The sequence below is a fragment of the Aliterella sp. E5.1 genome, from assembly GCF_057473825.1.
This window is the reverse complement of the sequence record NZ_JBYCCV010000046.1, coordinates 1-20358: the sequence shown is the minus strand read 5'-3', so window position 1 is coordinate 20358 and position 20358 is coordinate 1. Positions and strand designations below refer to the sequence as shown.

Below are 20358 nucleotides of genomic sequence, written 5' to 3'. Positions count from 1 at the left end.
TTAGGTAGCAAGATTATTTTTGCGATCGCATTCCATGAAACTAATACTGGTTCGGCTTCTAAAAAAGTATTTTTGGTTTAGTAGTATTGCTTTAGCAATCCTTGCAAGCATAACAATTTTATTTATCGTGCCAGCCTTTACGCAGCAGCCCGTTGTCCTAAATTTATTAATGACTGCGCCGGATGCCCAACCTTGGCAACAAGGTATCGTTAAAGACTTTGAAACCAAGTATCCAGGTATTCGCATCAACGTCATTGAAGGACCAAACGCTACCAATTTACTAGAAGACCTATATACCTCAGCTTTTATTTTGGGCGATTCTCCTTACGATTTAGTCAATATGGACGTAATTTGGACACCCAAATTTGCGGCGGCGGGATGGCTAAAAGATTTAACTAATGAGTTTTCTCAAGAAGAATTAGCAGTATTTTCGCCCAACGATATTGAGGGAAGTCGCTACGAAGGGAAACTCTACCGCGTACCGATTCGTTCCGATGCGGGAGTGCTGTACTACCGCCAAGACTTACTAAATGCCGCCGGGTACGAACCGCCAGAAACCTTTGACGAATTACTAAAAATCTCTCAAGCCGTACAGCAAAAAAATAAAGGCACTTGGGGCTATCTTTGGCAAGGTCGGCAATACGAGGGCTTAGTTGCAATGTTTGTTGAAGTTTTGGAAGGATACGGCGGTTTTTGGGTAAATCCCACTACTTTAGACGTAGGATTAGACCGACCAGAAACACTCCAAGCTATAGAATTTCTCCGCAATACAGTCAAAACTGGTGTATCCCCACCGGGAGTAACTACCTACCAGGAAGAAGAAACAAGACGGATATTTCAAAGCGGTAAAGCGGTATTTTTACGCAGTTGGCCTTACGTGTGGCCCTTAGCAAACGAGGAGGGTTCGCCGATTAAAGGCAAAATCGGTATTAAACCAATGGTTAGCGCCCCCGGAAAAAATGCCGGAACTTGTTTAGGTGGTTGGGGACTTGGGATTGCCAAATCTTCCCCGCACCAAAAAGAAGCAATGACGGCAATTCGCTACTTTACTAGCAACGAAGCCCAACGCAATTTTATATTAAAAGCTGGGTATGTACCCAGCCGACGGGAACTATTCAGCGATGCCGAAATAGTTGCTAAATACAACCATTACCCACAATTACTAAAAATAGTTGGTAGTTCTGTATTACGTCCGGCGATCGCTCAGTATGCCCAAGCCTCAGATATTTTGCAACGTTACCTCAGCGCTGCCTTAACAAATAGCCTTACTCCCGAACAGGCTATGAATGCCGCAGCAAAGGAAACACGGCTGTTATTAGGCAAATAATTTATGAAAACATCCGACACAATCCGCAGCCGAGACGGGCGTACAGCTTGGATACTCCTATTACCCGCGCTGCTGCTGCTAATGCTTGTATTTGCCTACCCGATTGCGCGGGCTTTTTGGCTGAGTTTGTTTACGCAAAACTTAGGTACAAAGCTGCAAGCAGAATTTTCTGGCTTAGATAACTACGTCCGCATGGCGGGAGATGGGCGTTTTTGGCAAAGTTTTTTGACTACTAGCATTTTTACTACTACTTCCGTTGTGCTGGAATTATTGCTAGGAATGGGCATTGCATTAGTATTAAACCAACGCTTTGTGGGGCGCAGCTTAGTCCGCACCAGTGCTATATTACCTTGGGCTTTGCCTACAGCTTTAATTGGGCTGGCTTGGGCGTGGATTTTTAACGACCAGTTTGGCGTAGTGAACGATATTTTGCTGCGCTTAGGGCTAATTGAAACGGGCATTAACTGGCTGGGAGAGCCAAATTTGGCAAGAATTGCCGTAATTTTCGCGGATGTATGGAAGACAACCCCATTTATTAGTATTTTGCTACTAGCTGGATTGCAATCAATTTCCCCCGACCTTTACGAAGCCCACGCTATTGATGGGGCGACTCCGTGGCAGAGTTTTCGCCAAATTACCTTACCCTTATTAATGCCCCAAATCTTGATTGCTTCACTGTTTCGATTTGCCCAAGCTTTTGGGGTGTTTGACTTAATTGCGGTGATGACTAATGGTGGCCCTGGGGGCGCGACGGAAGTAGTATCGCTGTATATATACTCTACGGTGATGCGTTACTTAGACTTTGGCTATGGGGCGGCATTGGTAGTAGTAACTTTTTTATTATTAGTGGTGGCGGTAGCGATCGCAAGTTTCTTGCTAAGTAAATCTCGAACTACTAAAGGGATGGCTTAAATATGTCAGCAATTTCTAAAAAAGCAGAAACTATTAGTTTTTCCTGGCAAAGCATCGTTTTAGCGATTTCAGTTATCTTAGTTACTATATTTTGCCTAGCCCCGATTCTGTGGCAAGTATTGACTTCCTTTAAAGTTAACGAAGATATTGCCGCAATTCCGACTAAATATTTCCCTAGCCGCTACACCCTCAATCACTACATTGAATTGTTTACGCGGCGCAGGTTTTGGACGTACATTCTCAACAGCGCTTTTGTGTCCATTACTTCGACAGTGGTTTCTCTAGCCATTGGCGCACCAGCAGCTTACGCTTTAGCCCGGTTGCGTCCTTGGGGCGGAAAAGTAATTTTAGCCGGGGTGTTGATTGTCACTCTATTTCCCGGCATTCTATTGTTTTTAGGCTTGTTAGAAGTAGTCCAAGTCCTGCACTTAGGCAATAACTACTTATCGCTAATTATTCCTTACACGGCAATCAACTTACCACTAACTATTTTGGTATTACGCAGCTTTTTTGAACAATTACCAAAAGATTTAGAAGATGCGGCAAAAGTTGATGGTTACAACACCTGGCAAATGCTAACGCAAATATTGTTACCGATGACTATCCCCGCCCTCGTAACTACAGGGATTTTGACGTTTATTTTTGCTTGGAACGAGTTTATTTTTGCTTTAACGTTTATGACTCGCGACGAATTAAAGACGATTCCCGTAGCGGCGGCGCAGTTGGGTGGCGCTTCAGTATTTGAGATTCCTTACGGTCCGATTGCGGCGGCTACAGTTATTGGTACTTTGCCCCTAGTATTGCTAGTTTTGTTTTTCCAACGCAAAATTGTTCAAGGTTTAACGGCGGGTGCTGTGAAGGGATAACACCAATTACAAAATGAGTGGATAAAAACCTATGGCTAAACTCGAACTAAAAAACATCAATAAAACCTATAGTCCTAAAGTTGTTCCCGTCAAAGATATTAGCTTGAGTGTGGACGATGACGAATTTTTGACTTTACTAGGACCATCAGGTTGTGGCAAATCTACCACACTGCGACTGATTGCTGGATTAGAAGAACCGACAAGAGGGAAAATTAAAATTGGCAATGTAGACGTTACTAATACTAGACCAGGCGATCGCAATATTGCGATGGTGTTTCAAAGTTACGCCTTATATCCTCACCTCACCGTCTACGAGAACCTTTGTTCTGGACTCAAACTAAAAAAGACTCCCGCCGCCGAAATTAGACAGCGCGTTGCCCAAGCGGCGGAAGTTTTAGGACTAGACGCTAGTTTAATGAACCGCAAACCCGGACAACTATCGGGCGGACAACGCCAACGAGTAGCCGTTGGTAGGGCTTTGGTGCGCCGCCCAGATGTATTTTTGTTAGATGAACCCTTAAGTAACTTAGATGCCCTGCTGCGCGAACGAGTCCGCGCTGATATCAAACAACTATTTGCCGCTCAAAAAGTGCCAGTAGTTTACGTTACTCACGACCAAACAGAGGCGATGACTCTTTCAACCAAAGTTGCAGTCTTAAATAACGGCTACGTGCAGCAGCTAGATCCCCCAGAACGCATATATAGCCATCCAGCCAATCAATTTGTAGCGGGATTTGTCGGCAGTCCGCAAATGAATTTACTCACTTTGCCCTGTCAAGAACGTTATGCCATGTTGGGCGACAGCAAAATTAATTTACCAGAAAATATGGTTACAGTACCACCACAAATTGTTTTAGGTATTCGTCCCGAAAGCGTCCGCATTCCCCAACCTGGGGACACGCAAATAATTGGAGGTAAAGTGTTCTTGGCGGAACATTTGGGTATGCACAATTTAGTTAGCGTCAAGGTAAATAGTTCGCTAGGATCAGATATTACAGTCCGAGTTTTATTACCTACCGACCAAAGTTGGAGTGACAGAAATATTACCTTAGCACTACCATCTCAAAGCATTCATTGGTTTGACGTGCAAACAGGTGATGCTTTATTTAGACATAATTAATAGCTTACTGGGGTTTTATAAGACTTGAGAGATTGCTGTATGAACTCGCAAATCGGGTTTCTCAAGAAGTTTTTGTAGAAAAGCTTTTAGTTCTTGCTTCGTTATTTGAGCCTGCATCATCCCTACCTCGCTGTAATCGAAATCGATTGTCTCAGCAAATCCGCTAACGGCAGTATCCCAATCACCAGTATCCATGCAAACGTGTATGCGAATATGGCTTCAGTTGCTTTCTGTAGTGACTTACTCATGATAGTCTTCAATTGTTTGATCAGGATGCTGTGCCGCGATCGCACCCGACATCTTTAATTAATTCAAATCCAATCTGCGATCGCGTAGCTGCTACTTTACTAAAATCTTCGCGATCGCAAGTTAACAAAACTATCCTACGCAAAAGCGCAATCAATTACACAGCCTAAAATTTGCGGATGGCGATCGTATAAGACGCTCGTTGCTTGGACTCTCGTTGAGTTTTCACAATCCGGAAGTCCCGATCGCAGTAAAGATGCTCTAATTGGGGCGTGGCTTGGAGGATTTTCTCCACCTTTTTAGTTGTAGTTCGATCCAAGTGCTTCAATCTAGTCAACTTAGGAGAAGCAACGGCTTTTGTAAACCAGGCATCTGCCATATCAACAGTAAAAGACTTAGCTCGGATTCGCAACGCTTGCTCAACGCCCACATTTTGAATCAACCATTGCTGATTCCTGACTTCGTACCGTTGAATCAGCATAAAGTCATAAGCCACCAGCCACGAGGATAGATTTTTCAATAGAGGAACGCGAGAACCAGGAGCGTACCGTGCCATGTTGGCGTAGTATCCATCTGGGTGAAAGATTTGGTAAGACTGGTCGCGGATACGCCCCGGAAAAATGTCTTGAAAGGGAATCGTAGACCAGAGGGATAGCCAAACTCCCTGAACCAGAGAAGCCTGATCGCTGGCAACTGGAACTGGATTGCGCTGCTGAAGTTCTGTAAACAGCGCTACAAGTTCTGTCTTGTAAAACTGATTTTTTTGTGCCAGAGAATCACCATCGCGTCCAGTAACTAGACGCAACACAGCTTGTTTCAAATCCTCTGTACTTTTCTGCGTGAAGTCATCCAGGTTTACCATAGACCTTACTATTCATCTTTTGTTAAATTGAGTTTGTTCGCTGGCAGGGAATATGCCTAGATTACGGAAGACAAATCTTGAGTAGTAGCGCTCGTCCAGTCTAATTTGTTGGGCAAAACGTCTGTAGAAACACTTTTATTGATGGTTTCAAATCTTTTTTGCGATCGCTAAGCCTGCCATTTTACTAAAATCTTAATGACTACAGGTTACACAATCAACTCACAGCATAGGAACAACACTAATTGGCATTTTGAGCAGCAAGCATGGCGTTGATATGAGTAAAAATGCGATCTAACTCACCAATCGCATCTAGTTCAGCAATTTCTTCTGGAGTTATCCAATCGGCTTTCTTCTTTTCCAGAAGACTCTCCATTCGCAGTTGTAGAGGTTCGCTGAACTTAAATAAATTCCAGTCATCAATTTTTTCAAGCTGAATCTCATGAATCAGTGAGGACGGTTTATTGACAGTTGTAACCATTTTCACCCCTATTACACCGATATCCACAAACAATTAACCTTTGTGCCTAGCAAAATTATAACTTTCCCCTTGAGCAGCAGAATAGGAGCGATCGTCCCCGCTAATATACGCAAATCGCTACACAGGAGGGAAGCTCATGGTTAGTAATGTTTCTATATTATTGGTGAGTCAGTACCGATATAGTGCTGTCATTCTAACTTACCTAGTTGGTGGTTGCTTATAGACTTTGCACTACCACAAGCAACTTAATTAAATCCGCTCGCTGCATGCATCAAGGTTGTTAGCCTACTATCTAGACTAGATACTATGAACTAGCTATAGGAGCTAATTGCCACGCTCTAGAATACTCTTTGATAACCTGCCGCCCTTGTCTAGAAAGGAATTTAGTTACAGTTCGAGTAGCAACCTTTGCTGCATCCCGACGACGCTGAAACTCATATTCCTTGCTATGGTAATTTTTTGCAAAGTACACCATTGAATTTGTGACATAGTGTTTATTAATTAAGTGAAAATTGCAGCCTAGCAACATAGACAAGATGGCAAGATGAGCAGATATTTCGTTCTCAATTTCCTCAAACTTTGTTGTTACCTGATATGAATAAATAGTTGCGTGAGATACTTGACAGAGAGCCTCCCATAGAACTTTTAGTTCAGCCAGTTCTGGTGCAACTATCTTTTTTAAGACTGCGTTGGAAAAATAAATTGTTTCTCCAGCTATCCATTTCGATATAAAATTGTCGCTTTGTCGTAAAGACGCAAATTTTGCAATCATCAATGCTTCATAGACCGAGCGTAGCAGTACCAAACCAGAACCAGGCAAACCATCAATTGTTAGGATAAGTGCTGAGTAAAGTGCAATTTCATTTTTGACTACTGCTGATACAATTGGTTTTTCGGCATCGCTATGCTGGCTAAGATTACGTTTTCCCACAAAACCATAAAATAATTTAACATATTCGTGCTGTGTATTTATGCATTCTTGTATTGCTGATATGCGTTCAGGGAATCTTTCTTGAGTATAATATCGGTTTCGTTGACGTTCTTTTTCCAGTTCATTGAATCGCATAAGCTATTAAATATTAAAAGCTAAATTGCTGTTTATACTAAATACTCACACCTAGTCTGTGCAGCACAGATAACTGAAGTTATCGATATAATTGTTTTATAGCTCTGACTTACAGGAACTTAATATTAAGTACCCATAATTGATTTTCAGGTGCGGTTACTGCTGAGTAATCAAAGCAGGCTAACTATATCATTATCATTGTACTAAAATTTTCTGTACTATCTTTTAATAAAGCACAATATATAATCATCCTATTTATTTTTAGGCATGATAGGCAGAAATTTTCCTTATACCAAAAACATTTGGAAATTAAATAAAATTTTTCCGTATATCCACTTTGTATTGAGATATTATGCGGAAAAACTCTGTTGCGAAGCTTGAAGTGTGAGAGTGATCGCGTTTATTAGCCTAAAATCAAAAACAAACTCTAAAAAATATCTCCAGTGAAATATTATATTGTCGATGTGTTTGCCCAAGAAAAATATAACGGCAATCAATTAGCCGTATTTGTGGATGTTGGCACAACAAGCGATCGCACAATGCAGCGTATAGCTAAGGAAATAAACTACTCTGAGACAACTTTTATTACCGATAATCAAAGCCGCGAGGGTGGTTATGACGTGCGGATATTTACCCCAGCGCAAGAAATTCCTTTTGCTGGTCATCCTACATTAGGGACTGCATACATTATTCAGCAAGAAATTATTAAGCAACCTGTTGAAAAAGTTACTTTAAATTTAAAAGTTGGGCAAATACCTGTAACTCTGCACTACGCAGATAATTCTGTCCAATTGCTATGGATGCAACAAAAACCGCCGACTTTTGGACAAACATTTAATATAGATGCGATTGCACCTATATTAAATTTACCTACAGACGATATAGATAGTAACTTTCCGATTCAATCCGTTTCTACTGGCTTACCATTTATAATCGTGCCTCTAAAAACCTTAGCCGCCGTTAAAAAAGCTAAGGTAAATCTAGAATCGTATTTTGAACTAATTAGTAACACCGAAGCTAAGTCAATTTTGATATTCTGCCCAGAAACTTACCACCAGGAAAATAACTTAAACGTGCGCGTATTTTGCGATTACTTAGGTGTTCCCGAAGATCCGGCGACAGGAAGCGCTAATGGTTGTTTGGCTGGATATTTAGCGAATTATGCTTATTTTGGCGCAGATTCTATTGATATTCGGGTCGAGCAAGGTTACGAAATTGGTAGAGATTCGCTCTTATTGTTAAAAGCTAAAAAAACAGACGCAGACATTGATGTTTTTGTTGGCGGTAAAGTAATTATGGTAGCTAGAGGCGAATTTGTCTAAAAACGTGGATCTTAAAGAACGTTTATACAATCATCTCATTCAACTAGTACGCGATCGCGATCCTTACTTCTCGACGGCCGGGCATTTTTTTGTCCAGCAATACATCCTTCAACAATTGCAACAGTGGGGAAGCGTAGAAATTCACGAGTTTCAGGTAAATGGAAGAACCCACCAAAACCTAATTTTGCATTTACCCGCCGCTACTAGCAGCAAAAAGCCACCGATTTTAATCGGCGCACATTATGACGGCGTACCGGGAACTCCCGGCGCAGATGACAACGCTACTGGGGTTGCAGCTTTGCTTGAATTAGCGAGAATCTTTGCAACGCAACCAATCAAACACCCACTCCAGTTAGTTGCTTTTGATATGGAAGAATACGGCTTATTGGGTAGTATTGACTACGCTACTAAATTGCAAAGCCAACAGCAACCGTTACGATTAATGCTTTCTCTAGAAATGCTGGGTTATTGCGATTCTACGCCTGGTTCGCAACGTTATCCGTCGCCTTTAGGGCGTATTTACCCAAATGCGGGAGATTTTATTGCTTTAATTGGCAATTTACCAACTATTCCCGACTTACTTAGCCTAAGTGGGAATATGCGTAAACATGGTAAAGCGTGTCAATGGCTACTTGCACCCAATCGCGGGTTAATTGTACCTCAGACACGCTGGAGCGATCACTCGCCATTTTGGGATCGAGGTTATAAAGCAATAATGGTGACAGATACCGCTATGCTGAGAAATCCTCACTATCACAAAGAAAGCGATCGCATTGAAACTCTAGACTTAGACTTTTTTACTGGGGTTTGCAATAGTTTAGCTCAAGCAATACCCTTGTTATAGTTAGAGTCTGGCTGTATTAAAAGTATTGCATTGCGCCGGATCTCCGGTTTGAATTCCCTGCTTAAACCAGCGAACTCGTTGAGCCGAACTACCATGAGTAAAGGATTCTGGTACTACATAGCCTTTAGATTGACTTTGCAAGCGATCGTCGCCAATACTACTAGCAGCATTTAGCGCTTCTTCTATATCACCCGGTTCTAAAATCTGCCGTGAATTCTGGGCTTTATTTGCCCAAACACCTGCAAAACAATCAGCCTGCAACTCTAGCCTGACAGAAAGTTGATTTGCTTCTACTTCACTAACTCGACTTTGCAAAGAGTGGACTTTATCAGATATGCCCATCAAATTTTGGACGTGATGCCCAACTTCGTGAGCAATTACATAAGCTTGAGCAAAATCTCCTGGTGCTTGAAGACGCTCTTGCAAATCTCGATAAAAACTTAAATCTATATATAACTTTTGATCTGCTGGACAATAAAAAGGACCTACCGCCGCTTGAGCATAACCGCAGGCTGATTCTACTCTGTCGGAAAAAAGCACTAAAGTAGGCTCTACGTAGTCTCTGCCCATCTCTTTAAATAGCGGTTTCCAAGTATCTTCAGTATCAGCCAAAACAACCGAAACAAAGTCCGCAAGCCGATCGCTTTCGGGGGAATCCCTAGATACAGAAGTTGGATTATCGTTACTAGGTGCAACTTGCTCTAAAATTGCCGGATCTACACCTAAAAACATGGCAATCAGCGACAACACAAGAAAACCAATTCCGCCGCCTACCACTGGACCCGAAACCCCTGTACCGCGACGATCTTCAACATTGCTACTTCTACGCCCAAATTCCCAACGCATGACAACTTACCCAGTGACTTTAATTGCAAGTGTGATTTACTACTGCTAATACTTACAACTTACTTAGGTATTACTTATGCTTTGTCAGCCAATTTTAGAGATACACACAGCGACGGATCTTAACTAAGATAAGAATTATTTTGCCGTGCGATCGCAGCAACAATCAAAAAGCTAGTAGTAATATTGCATAGCCACCTGCACCAACAGCAAAAGCCCAAAAACGGCTCTCGCGCTCCTCTGGCAATTCTTCTTTAAGCACATTAAGGACGATTCCTCCAGCCAAAAAAGAAAAAAGTAAAGCAGTTACGCTCTGTGATATTTCTGTACTACGCCCAACTATCCAGCCAAAAATAATGGCGGCAGCTAATAGCCAACGCCCCAAGCGATCATAGTTATGTTTATAGTGTTCGCGCAAGCTGTTATCGTTCACTACAAAATGCAATGCCATAGCGAAAGCAAAGAACAATAAACTCGTAATACCTGGTTGTTCTCTATGAAGTAGCAAATAACCGATTAAGGCGTTATATGCTGCAAAAGAGATAATATGCAGCCAAAAAACTTCCGAATCTGTAACATCTCCATTGCCTGCTTTTTGGTTGCGTCGGCGCGATACTTTAGCCGCCCGTTCGAGTCCATAAAATACAGCTAGACCAAAAAGCGCTAGTAGGTATACGTGATATTCCAAAAAGGTAAAGTTTTCATTTAATGACTGCCTAATTGTTTCTTGGGCTTCGCTCAAATCGGGGAGAATATGGACAAAAACATAGGCAACAGATACACCACTCCCAATTGAGAGCCAAATACTTTGATGAGTGGAATTAAAAAAGTGTAACTTACCAGCATAAATATGGACAATAGCAAGTCCAATTGCCAGAAAACCGGACAAAAGCGTTACTGATGGGCTAGGCATCGAGGGTTCGGGAACTGCAAATAAAAGTTTATCCATCTCGTGCCTAATTGCCTAGGCAAAGGGAAAAATTACTTGATATTACGTTAGTCAAGATAATTTCAAGCAACTTCTAGCGCTGGAAGGATTTTAATCAGGTGCAGGTTTGAAAAAATAGTCTTGCTTAGGGCTTTAAACGAGAGGCGCAAATATGCCGCAGTATTTTGGACAGCTAGGGACAATTGAGCAACCTTGGTCAACTCTTGGCGCTGTAAAAACTATCAAACGCGATGCCAAAGGCGGGCGCAGCCAACGCACTTCAATTCAAATTCAATGCGATCGCGCTAGCTTAATTATTACTATTCTTGCGGCAAATTTAATTCGCGTCCGCCTAGCACCAAAAGGCGAATTTATGCCCCGTTGTTCTTGGGCTGTAGCAATAGATGATAGCGAATTTGCGATTGCACCAGTCGATTTAGTTGAAAATGACGAAGTTATCGAAATTACTACTGAACTAATTAAAGTCAAAATTAACAAAAATCCTTGCCAAATTAGTTGTTATGACAAGTGCGATCGCCCTTTTGCTCAAGATATTGCCCCTATGGGCTGGCGTAAGGGTGGCGTAGCAGCATGGAAAAAAATCGAAGCGGAAGAACATTTTTATGGTTTTGGCGAACGTACAGGCTTATTAGACAAGCTTTCCGAGTGCAAAACCAATTGGACTGTAGACGCTCTCGATTACGGATCGCTTAGTGATGAGATGTATCAAGCAATTCCGTTTTTTATGGCATTGCGTCCTCAAGTTGCCTACGGTATATTTTTCAACACTACTTTTTGGAGTCAGTTCGACCTGGGCGCAGAACAACCGGGAGTTTTGCGAATGGAAACGCGGGGACAAGAACTAGACTATTACATTATTTATGGGGCTGAACCTGCCCAGATTTTAGACACCTACACTCAACTTACAGGCAGAATGCCAATGCCGCCAAAATGGGCGCTAGGCTACCATCAATGTCGTTGGAGTTACGAATCAGAGGACGTGGTACGTCAACTTGCTAAGGAATTTCGCTTTCGCCGCATTCCTTGCGATGTAATTCATCTCGATATTGACTATATGAACGGCTATCGCGTATTTACCTGGAGTCCCAAACGCTTCCCAAATCCCGCCCAGCTAGTGGGAGATTTGTCAAATGATGGCTTCAAAATCGTAACAATTATCGATCCAGGGGTAAAATACGAACCCGAAGCCGATTATCACGTATTTGATAGCGGTGTAGCTAAAGATTACTTTGTCCGCAAAGCTGACGGGCAATTATTTCACGGTTATGTATGGCCCGAAAAGTCAGTTTTTCCCGATTTTATGCGCCCCGATGTGCGTCAGTGGTGGGGTGACTTGCACCAAAGCCTAACTAACATCGGCGTAGCGGGAATTTGGAATGATATGAACGAACCGACCATAAACGATCGCCCATTTTCCGAACCAGGAGAAAAAATTTACTTTCCCTTAGATGCACCCCAAGGTACAGAAGAAGATAGTGCAACTCACGCCGAAGTTCATAACTTGTACGGGTTAAATATGGCTAAAGCAAGTTATGAAGGCTTAGAAAAACTCCGCCCTGATGAGAGAAGTTTTGTATTGACACGATCGGGCTATGCTGGAGTGCAACGTTGGTCATCAGTATGGATGGGCGACAATCAATCGTTATGGGAACACTTAGAGATGTCCTTGCCAATGTTGTGCAATATGGGCTTATCGGGTGTTGCTTTTGTCGGCTGCGATGTCGGCGGCTTTGCAGGAAATGCAACGGCGGAATTATTTGCGCGGTGGATGCAAGTCGGAATGCTTTACCCCTTTATGCGCGGACACTCGGCTATGACTACAGCCCAACACGAACCTTGGGTATTTGGCGATCGCACCGAAAACATTTGCCGCGAATACATCAATCTGCGTTACCAATTATTACCTTATTTCTACACGCTATTTTGGCAAGCTTCAACAACGGGAGCGCCGATTTTACGCCCACTTTTGTACCATTTTCCGAGCGATCGCAAAACTTACGAACTATACGATCAAGTAATGTTAGGTGCTTCAATTATGGCAGCGCCAATTTATCGCCCAGGAGTCGAACATCGGGCGGTTTATTTGCCTCAAGGTACTTGGTTCGATTGGTGGACGGGGGAAGTTTACAAAGGGGAAAGTCATATTCTGGCACACGCACCTTTAGAAAAAATGCCTTTGTACGTCCGTGCTGGGGCAATTATTCCCCTGCAACCAGTAATGCAATATGTAGATGAAAAACCTCCCGATTCCTTAACCTTACGAATTTATCCAGGTACAGGCGAATTTACACTGTATGAAGATGATGGACATACTTTTGCTTATAAAAATGGCGAAGTTGCAACTACAACTATTCGCGTGTACGAAGAAGAACAGCAGTATGTAGTTGAAATTAGCGATCGCACTGGTAATTGGCAACCAACAAGACGAGAAATAATTGTTGAATTGATAGGTATTGGCAAACAAAGCTTTAATGATGATGGCATATCTCGCAGTTTGGGCTTTTATAGAGTTAATTAGGCGATCGCACTTGCACTAGTGCAAATTATGTAGACATATAGAGTCAATAATTTTTTGACTTTCTGCAAGAATGATAAGCAAAGTGTTTTGAGGTGAATCTGTTCAGGTCTAATTGGTTTGTCTCTCAAACTAAGACAAGAATGATAAGCAAAGTGTTTTGAGGTGAATCTGTTCAGGTCTAATTGGTTTGTCTCTCAAACTAAGACAAAAATGATAGGCAAAGTGTTTTGAGGTGAATCTGTTCAGGTCTAATTGATTTGTCTCTCAAACTAAGACAAATATTAATGCGTAGCAACTTTGACGTTAAGATGAGCGTATATATTAATATCTAAGCAACCAAGCTGGAGTTGTATAGTGATGAATCTCAAGTTAGACAATGCAGTAAACTATCACTACAATAAATTTCCACCAAATAGTCTTGATTATGAGAAGTTTGTCGTGCAACTGGTCAAAGCAACTGATGCTGTGGCTCGATATGACCAAATGCTGAAAAATATGCACAACAGTGAAATACTATTAGCACCTCTAAGAAACCAAGATGCAGTTATATCATCAAGAATGGAAGGAACTGTGAGTACGATGGATGAAATTCTAAAGTATGAGGCAGATTATGACGATGAATTACAAGCTACCCCGAACGTTAGATCGGAGGTCATTGAAACTATCCTTTATCAAAGAGCTTTAAAGGCAGCCCAGAAAGCCATGGAAGAAGGCTATCCACTATCACAATTTTTAATAAAGAGTATCCACCAAAAATTATTGTCCTTTGGGCGAGGGGCATCAAAATCCCCAGGCGAATTAAAAAATGAACAAAACTATCTTGCTGATACCTTAAAAAAGAACATATTGTTTATTCCAATTAGTCCTGAAAAATTACAAGATGGATTAGATAAATTATTTCAATATATCGAATCTAGTACACATCCGACATTAGTTAAAACGGCTATAACACATATTGAATTTGAAGCATTGCATCCCTTCAAAGATGGTAATGGTCGTATAGGTCGAATGCTAATTACATTAATGATGTGGTCTTCTGGGGTAATATCAGAGCCTCATTTTTATATCAGTGGATATTTAGAAGATAACAAAGATGAATACATAGATGTTATGAGAAATGTTTCTGCAAATAACGATTGGGAAGGATGGTGTAGTTTTTTTCTTAAAGCAATTGAGCAGCAGGCGATCAGAAATCTTGCAATCGCAGAGAACATAAGAAATTTGTACGAAGAAATGAAAATTGTGTTTGCGGATGTATTATCTTCAAAATGGAGTGTTAATGCCCTTGATTTCATATTTACAAATCCACTGTTTAGGAATAATAAATTTGCAGTAAATAGTGGAATTCCGAGCGCTAGTGCTGCGAGATTTACCAGAATACTTTTAGAGAAAAATCTGATTAATACAGTGGAAGAAGCCTCTGGAAGAAGACCAGCACTATATTCGTTTGAACCACTAATGACACTTGTTAGGGTTTAATACGAATGCATCTAAAAAGCCTGCTGCTCCAGAACTTATCATTATGGGTAAGAAGTGAGTGCCAGGGTTTAGCTGTGTTTGGTGAGTGGGAACTTTAATGTACATAATGTCTGAATAGATAGCGGTCGCTTTAGTTCCAAAGACACAGAAATCGAGTTGAGAAGAAGTGTGATCGCGCCTATTAAATTTACGTAAATTAAGCAATCGCATTTATTCCACACATACACAGGAATGCGATCGCGCGTGCTAAATTTGCGCTAATATGCGATTGCTTTAATTTCAAAGATTGAGTTAAGAAAAACGAGCAACACCAAAGGAAGTGGAGTAGGATTATCGGTAGCAGAGTTAGCGGCAATGATTCCCCATCGGCAGATTGGTGTTACAACCGTTGGTAAAGTTCGCAAAATAGGCGGAAATCTAATTCGCACCTCTGGCAGAAGTCCAAACCATGCTACTCTAACGGGCTTGAGTCCAGAGGAGATTAGCAGCTTACTGACTCCAACTATCACTAATCCATCCCAGCAATTGTCATGATTGGAGCAACTTCATGAGCTATCCGAGAATATTTGCAGATTTTCATAATGCTGACACCGCAGGACAGTTGCGACTAAACTGTATTGGTACAATTGAGGAGACGGTAGCACGTCAACAAATTGAATTGCAAGTAGGTCAGTTATTGACGCTCTACAGCGAAGAATTAGAAGTTGACGGATCAGTTCAATACTCTGAGTCAGAAAAGGTATGGGTTGCGCGGATTGATTGGGATCAAATTCGGGAAACTGAAAGTGGTTATGTTGACCAAGTACGGTCATAAGTGCGTAGCTGGTTTTGACTGAAGAAAGCGAAGTCTTTTATCCCACAGTTACAAAGAGAACAAGTGCGATCGCGCGTTTGCTAAAGTTGCCTTATGCGATCGCTAGTAACGTATGCGATTCAAGTTTAATTTTGGGTAGTCCTAATATTCATCCGCGTTTCAATAATTTTAGAAACGCACTAAAAATTTAGTGAAACTATAAATATTACTATCGCGCGATCGCACTATCAAAGATATGCGTAACATGATCGCGCGATCGCCAATTTAAAAAGTAGCACATTTATCAAGAGTCAAATTTACTCCAATCTCCATTATGAGGTATGTGCTGACATAGCTACTTATGACCTCACAACCAAATCGGCTTGAGATAGAACTAACAATACCTGCTACCCATCCCCAATTGCTAGAGGGCTTAGATTTGTGGTTGCGTCTGGGATTGCTTTCTGAAACTCAAGTTATCCGAATTTGCCGCGCTCAGCTAGTTTGTGCTTTACCCATACTTGAAGTAACGCCTCAAGCAGATTTTATCGCCACACCACCAGAAGAAACAATAGTTCCGGCTAGAACTCGTCCTGCACCTATATTCAGCCGCATTTTATCTTCTCTTATGGAAGAAATTAGCGTTGTGTGGCTGCTGTTTCTAGGCGTGTTCATGGTGATAGTATCCTCTGGATCTCTAGCAGCAAGTCAGTGGCAAAATTTCTCCTCCGTCGGGCAATATGCAATTTTATTTAGTTATACTTTGGCATTTTGGATCGTCAGCTTGTGGACGCGACAACAACCAAATTTAAGTTTAACAAGTCGTATTTTACAAGTTACTACCCTATCTTTGATTCCAATTAATTATTGGGCAATCGATGGACTCAAACTGTGGCAGGGTGGATTGGGGTTAGTTATAGGAGCGATCGCATTTTTAAGTTTAGCCGCGATCGCGTGGACGTTACTGCGATTGGTAGTACCAATTAAATGCAATACTCTGGCGCTGAGTTGGTTGCAACTGGGTTGGGCTATACCTGGATTTCCCCTCATTGCCATTTATATGGGTACGGTAAGCACCGCAGGGGTTTTATGGCATCGGGTAGAAAAACGCCGGGAAAGCTTAACAGATTTAGGGATTAGTGGTGTTGTTATTGCTATTTCCACCTTATTACTTTTAGGTAGAGGCGTATTACGGGCAGGCGTACCCATAAATTCAGTTGGACTAGCGTTAGGAATAGGCGGTTGGATACTTTGTTGGTTAACTCGCCATCAGGTGCAACCTCTATTTACTCGTACAGGTATCGGGTTATTAGGACTGGGTTGGATAGTCGCTGTTAGTGTCGAACCACCTTGGCAAGCGATCGCCGTTAGTATTTTAGGTATCTATTTATTAACCAGTCGTCTGCAACGACTGTGGCAAGTACGGGATTTACTCGCTATATTTTTTGTGGGATTGCAGGCTTACTATCTGTTGTGGCGAATTATTCCTAGGGTAGGGAGACAGCAAATTATTGGCTTTGCAACGCAAGTTGCAGGGGGAAATTTATTTCCAGGCGAACTTATTGGACTACAGCTTTTTCCTTATATCATTATCACCCTAGTAGCTGCCTCTCGCTTGCGTCGTGCCTCTAAGCCAAATTTAGCTAACTATACCGAAGGCATGGTATTAATTTTAGGCATTGTTCTTGCTTTAGTTAGCCTATTCCATCCCTTGACGCGATTTCTTTACCTACTTGCCTCTATACTTACCCTGACAATTATCCTCCGTCAGCGCGCAACTGCCGCCGCATGGTTAATTTATCTCACGCACATAACAGGCATCTTAGCTTTGTGTGCATGGATAGATTGGAGTTTCCCCGATTTAGATGCTCGATTATGGGCAATTATTTTAGTAATTGAGATGGTAGCCGAGTGGGGTTGCAGTTTAGCGTCTCCTCTCATTTGGCAGCGCAGTGCGTGGCATATCGGTTTGGGATTAGCAGGATTGAGTTATCCCTTACTGATAGAATCAAATCCCTATTGGGGATTAATTTGGTTAATCACCCCTGCTTGTCTCGCATTTCTAGGTAGTCGTACTAATTTTATCCAACCACGTCTAGCAAGTTGGCTGAGTGTTATTACTCTACTTTTAGCTCAATTTTTAATGGAAGCTGAGATAACGCCTTTATTAATTAGTACGGCAGTTGCAACAAGTTTAATGTTAGTAAATACGCAGCAATTGCAATCGCAAGTTGTAGCTGCCATAACTGTTGGTTTTGGCTTAGGTTTTGTATGGACTTGCCAGTGGCAGCTTTGGGACACAATTTCCCTTCATTGGTTGCCAACATGGATTGGTGTTGCTTTGTGGGGGTTATGGATTTTACGACAATTTGCCACTACGGGAATTTACGCCCTAGCATTAGATAGTTGGGCGATCGCCCTGAGTATAATTAATCTAACTTTTTTGACTTTAGGTAGGCTAGAAGTTTACTCCATACAAGATTTTTATCTAGTTTTAGCAGCAGCTATCACCACAGGAGCAATTACTTATCGCAACTGGAGACAGCCAACAAATTTAAGTTTCTTCGGTATTGCTTGGGGAATAGAATTATTGGTAGTTGGTACTGTATGGTGGATATCTCCATCATTGATAAATATTGCGATCGCAAACTTAGGATTAGGACTAGCAACGCAACTAAGTGGCGATTTGTGGGTACGTTGTTTTGCCTTTTCCTACCTTTCTAGTTGGCACATTATCCCGCTTATATATGCAGTCCTAGGATTAATCTTTGCCCACAATACATTTACCGCCTACGCCGGACTTTACACTTTAGCCGCAGCATTAGTTGGAATTGGTGTAGGGCGACGTTTACCCCGTCTTAAAGCAATTACATATATATCCATACTTGGTATTTCCGGTGCTGCTTACGAACTCTTGATTTATCAATTGATGCAATCTAAAGGAGGACAAGTAGGGGATGGCATAGTATTACTATCCGCCCTAGCCTCGGCGATCGCAATTATCTATCGTTTTTGTTCTCGTTGGTTGCTATTTTATTGGAGACTTGCACCCCAAGAATTACTCGTAATTACTCATCTTCACTGGGGAGTTGGGAGCCTTTTATCCCTACTAGCACTAGGATTTACTTTAAGCAACATTGGTAGCAATCTTTGGCTGGGAGTAACAATAACGCTAGCAGCTTACGCCGCTTGGCAAGGACGCAACCGCGATCTGTGGGTGTATTTGGGAGTAGTACAATTAACAATTGCGATCGCCCACTTTTTTGATCGAATTTTACCTTTATTTGCGCTCTTTAGTTGGGCAGCCGCGATCGCCTGCATATTCGCCTATATTTTATACTCGTTACCCTGGCAAACTTGGGGTTGGTCAAAACAACCTTGGCAGCGTTCTGCTACTGTTTTACCAGGAATAATTGTCTTACTTACATTTAGCAACATTTCAATTGCGAGTTTATTTCTCGTTGCTGCTTTTTACGCTTGGTTAGCAAGGGTAGAAAATAAAATTCGCCTTAGTTATTTGAGTATTGTTTTAGCTGATTGGGCAGTTATTCGGCTGATCCAGAATTGGCAGCTTACCGAGGCTTTGTGGTATGTATCGGTATTAAGTGGTTCGTTGCTTTACGTTGCCCAAATCGATCCGCTATTGCGATCGCCTACTGAAAAAGAAAAGCGTCATATTCTACGCATCTTAGCTGTAGGGTTATTTTGTTTTACAGCTTTATATCAATCAGATAATAGTTTGTGGCAAGGAATTTTAACTATCTTCCTTGGCGTTGGCTTAATCTTAGCAGGAATAGTATTTCGCACTCGCTCCTACTTATATGTCGGGACGCTAACTTTTATAATTAAAGTCCTGCGGCAACTTTGGTTATTTATCGATAACTACTCTTTGCTGTTATGGGCAATTGGGATTGTAGTTGGATTAATATTTATTTGGATTGCAGCAACCTTTGAAGCCCGTCGCAGTCAAGCAAACGCATTGATGCAAACTTGGATTCGAGAACTAGAAACTTGGGAATGAAATTGTATTATTGCAGCAAAAGAGCCAAAAACGGGAATTTTCCAGTCGATCGCTTCATACAAGAAATTTAGATATTATGAAGAAAATTTTAGATTATTGCGATCGCAAGTGCTTGTGATGCTTGGATAGCACAAAAGTTTAGATGAGTACTTTCAATCTTCAAAGTCAGTTTCATTTTCAATTAATTCAAGAAACTGCGAAATCTGTTCAGTTGATTGAATGTGATAAATACTTTTAGTGCTTTGAGCCTGCTCGATTAATATTTTGCTGAGAGTTGATTTACCGCCTCCAGTATTGCCAAACACTGCTACTTTTTTCATTACAACTCTCCTTTTATGGCAATCAAGTCACCGTAGAAAGCGATCGCTCTAGGCTAAAGTTACATGAATCGCGCGAAGTCTTCAATCCTACATAAATGACTGCAATGCTTGTGCCTCGTTATGGAGTAAAAGATTATATAGAAACTTTCAATATAATAATGTGATAGTTAGCTGGCTTCGTTTTAGGTGGTTGGGGCGCTATTTCTAGATTATCTGTGAGAGGATGTCACTAGGGCGTATCTGCAAACTCAAAAGGGACATTAGATATAGTGGGAAGAAAGTGAGAATATGAAGATTCTAATATCTGAAAACTAACGGGAGTAACTTTCTATGCCGCTACATCGTGGTGACCTAAATGATGCTCAATGGCAGAAACTTCATCCCTTGCTGCC

General features: G+C 41.6%; 20 protein-coding genes. 12 read left to right on the top strand and 8 right to left on the bottom strand.

All coding sequences use genetic code 11. The annotated features are described in order from the left end of the window. The first annotated feature begins 34 nt into the window (after window positions 1-34). The 4 genes from AC2VE5_RS15130 to AC2VE5_RS15115 are packed head-to-tail and all read left to right on the top strand — an operon-like array spanning window position 35 to window position 4225. Window positions 35-1327: an ABC transporter substrate-binding protein gene (locus AC2VE5_RS15130; protein ID WP_486888568.1), complete on the top strand. Its 1293-nt coding sequence runs from the start codon at window positions 35-37 to the stop codon at window positions 1325-1327. A 3-nt stretch (window positions 1328-1330) separates the two neighbouring features. Then, window positions 1331-2239, top strand: coding sequence for a carbohydrate ABC transporter permease (locus AC2VE5_RS15125; protein WP_486888567.1), 909 nt, complete (start codon window positions 1331-1333; stop codon window positions 2237-2239). A 2-nt stretch (window positions 2240-2241) separates the two neighbouring features. Continuing rightward, entirely contained in the window at window positions 2242-3105 is an 864-nt protein-coding gene (locus tag AC2VE5_RS15120; RefSeq protein WP_486888566.1) for a carbohydrate ABC transporter permease, read from the top strand. Window positions 3106-3136: 31 nt separating this feature from the next. After that, window positions 3137-4225: an ABC transporter ATP-binding protein gene (locus AC2VE5_RS15115; protein WP_486888565.1), complete on the top strand. Its 1089-nt coding sequence runs from the start codon at window positions 3137-3139 to the stop codon at window positions 4223-4225. A 15-nt stretch (window positions 4226-4240) separates the two neighbouring features. Here the strand turns inward: AC2VE5_RS15115 and AC2VE5_RS15110 are convergent, their stop codons facing one another. From AC2VE5_RS15110 to AC2VE5_RS15090, 5 genes are all read right to left on the bottom strand, one after another. Continuing rightward, window positions 4241-4420: a nuclear transport factor 2 family protein gene (locus tag AC2VE5_RS15110; RefSeq protein ID WP_486888564.1), complete on the bottom strand. Its 180-nt coding sequence runs from the start codon at window positions 4418-4420 to the stop codon at window positions 4241-4243. A gap of 73 nt (window positions 4421-4493) precedes the next feature. Further along, window positions 4494-4616 (bottom strand): hypothetical protein, encoded by a 123-nt coding sequence (locus AC2VE5_RS15105; RefSeq protein WP_486888563.1) that lies wholly within the window; start codon window positions 4614-4616, stop codon window positions 4494-4496. A gap of 21 nt (window positions 4617-4637) precedes the next feature. Next, window positions 4638-5333 carry a PAP/fibrillin family protein gene (locus AC2VE5_RS15100; RefSeq protein ID WP_486888562.1) on the bottom strand — a complete coding sequence of 232 codons (696 nt, stop codon included), beginning with the start codon at window positions 5331-5333 and terminating at the stop codon, window positions 4638-4640. A 238-nt stretch (window positions 5334-5571) separates the two neighbouring features. Then, window positions 5572-5811, bottom strand: a complete 240-nt coding sequence (locus tag AC2VE5_RS15095; RefSeq protein ID WP_486888561.1) for a hypothetical protein — start codon at window positions 5809-5811, stop codon at window positions 5572-5574. A 304-nt stretch (window positions 5812-6115) separates the two neighbouring features. Next, window positions 6116-6877, bottom strand: coding sequence for a hypothetical protein (locus tag AC2VE5_RS15090; protein ID WP_486888560.1), 762 nt, complete (start codon window positions 6875-6877; stop codon window positions 6116-6118). 443 nt (window positions 6878-7320) lie between these two features. On the opposite strand from AC2VE5_RS15090, the gene AC2VE5_RS15085 reads away from it, so the two are divergent. Both AC2VE5_RS15085 and AC2VE5_RS15080 read left to right on the top strand, forming a co-directional pair. Next, entirely contained in the window at window positions 7321-8199 is an 879-nt protein-coding gene (locus tag AC2VE5_RS15085) for a PhzF family phenazine biosynthesis protein (RefSeq protein WP_486888559.1), read from the top strand. Between the two features lie 4 nt (window positions 8200-8203). Further along, on the top strand, window positions 8204-9043 hold the full coding sequence (locus AC2VE5_RS15080) for a M28 family peptidase (RefSeq protein WP_486888583.1): 840 nt from the start codon (window positions 8204-8206) through the stop codon (window positions 9041-9043). On the opposite strand, the gene ypfJ is transcribed toward AC2VE5_RS15080, so the two are convergent. Continuing rightward, entirely contained in the window at window positions 9044-9889 is an 846-nt protein-coding gene (gene ypfJ / locus AC2VE5_RS15075; RefSeq protein ID WP_486888558.1) for a KPN_02809 family neutral zinc metallopeptidase, read from the bottom strand. A gap of 163 nt (window positions 9890-10052) precedes the next feature. Further along, the gene (locus AC2VE5_RS15070; RefSeq protein ID WP_486888557.1) at window positions 10053-10835 is read right to left on the bottom strand and encodes a hypothetical protein; all 783 of its coding nucleotides are present in this window, start codon (window positions 10833-10835) and stop codon (window positions 10053-10055) included. A 151-nt stretch (window positions 10836-10986) separates the two neighbouring features. Between AC2VE5_RS15070 and AC2VE5_RS15065 the strand changes: the two genes are divergently transcribed. The 6 genes from AC2VE5_RS15065 (at window position 10987) to AC2VE5_RS15040 (ending at window position 19646) form a co-directional block, all read left to right on the top strand. Continuing rightward, window positions 10987-13353: a glycoside hydrolase family 31 protein gene (locus AC2VE5_RS15065; protein WP_486888556.1), complete on the top strand. Its 2367-nt coding sequence runs from the start codon at window positions 10987-10989 to the stop codon at window positions 13351-13353. A 357-nt stretch (window positions 13354-13710) separates the two neighbouring features. Continuing rightward, the gene (locus AC2VE5_RS15060; protein WP_486888555.1) at window positions 13711-14832 is read left to right on the top strand and encodes a Fic family protein; all 1122 of its coding nucleotides are present in this window, start codon (window positions 13711-13713) and stop codon (window positions 14830-14832) included. Between the two features lie 354 nt (window positions 14833-15186). After that, window positions 15187-15366, top strand: a complete 180-nt coding sequence (locus AC2VE5_RS15055) for a hypothetical protein (RefSeq protein ID WP_486888554.1) — start codon at window positions 15187-15189, stop codon at window positions 15364-15366. 13 nt (window positions 15367-15379) lie between these two features. Continuing rightward, the gene (locus AC2VE5_RS15050; protein ID WP_486888553.1) at window positions 15380-15646 is read left to right on the top strand and encodes a hypothetical protein; all 267 of its coding nucleotides are present in this window, start codon (window positions 15380-15382) and stop codon (window positions 15644-15646) included. Window positions 15647-15660: 14 nt separating this feature from the next. Next, the gene (locus tag AC2VE5_RS15045; protein ID WP_486888552.1) at window positions 15661-15837 is read left to right on the top strand and encodes a hypothetical protein; all 177 of its coding nucleotides are present in this window, start codon (window positions 15661-15663) and stop codon (window positions 15835-15837) included. A gap of 149 nt (window positions 15838-15986) precedes the next feature. Then, entirely contained in the window at window positions 15987-19646 is a 3660-nt protein-coding gene (locus AC2VE5_RS15040) for a DUF2157 domain-containing protein (protein WP_486888551.1), read from the top strand. 152 nt (window positions 19647-19798) lie between these two features. Here the strand turns inward: AC2VE5_RS15040 and AC2VE5_RS15035 are convergent, their stop codons facing one another. Next, window positions 19799-19966 carry a helicase HerA domain-containing protein gene (locus AC2VE5_RS15035; protein ID WP_486888550.1) on the bottom strand — a complete coding sequence of 56 codons (168 nt, stop codon included), beginning with the start codon at window positions 19964-19966 and terminating at the stop codon, window positions 19799-19801. Window positions 19967-20358 lie beyond the last annotated feature (392 nt).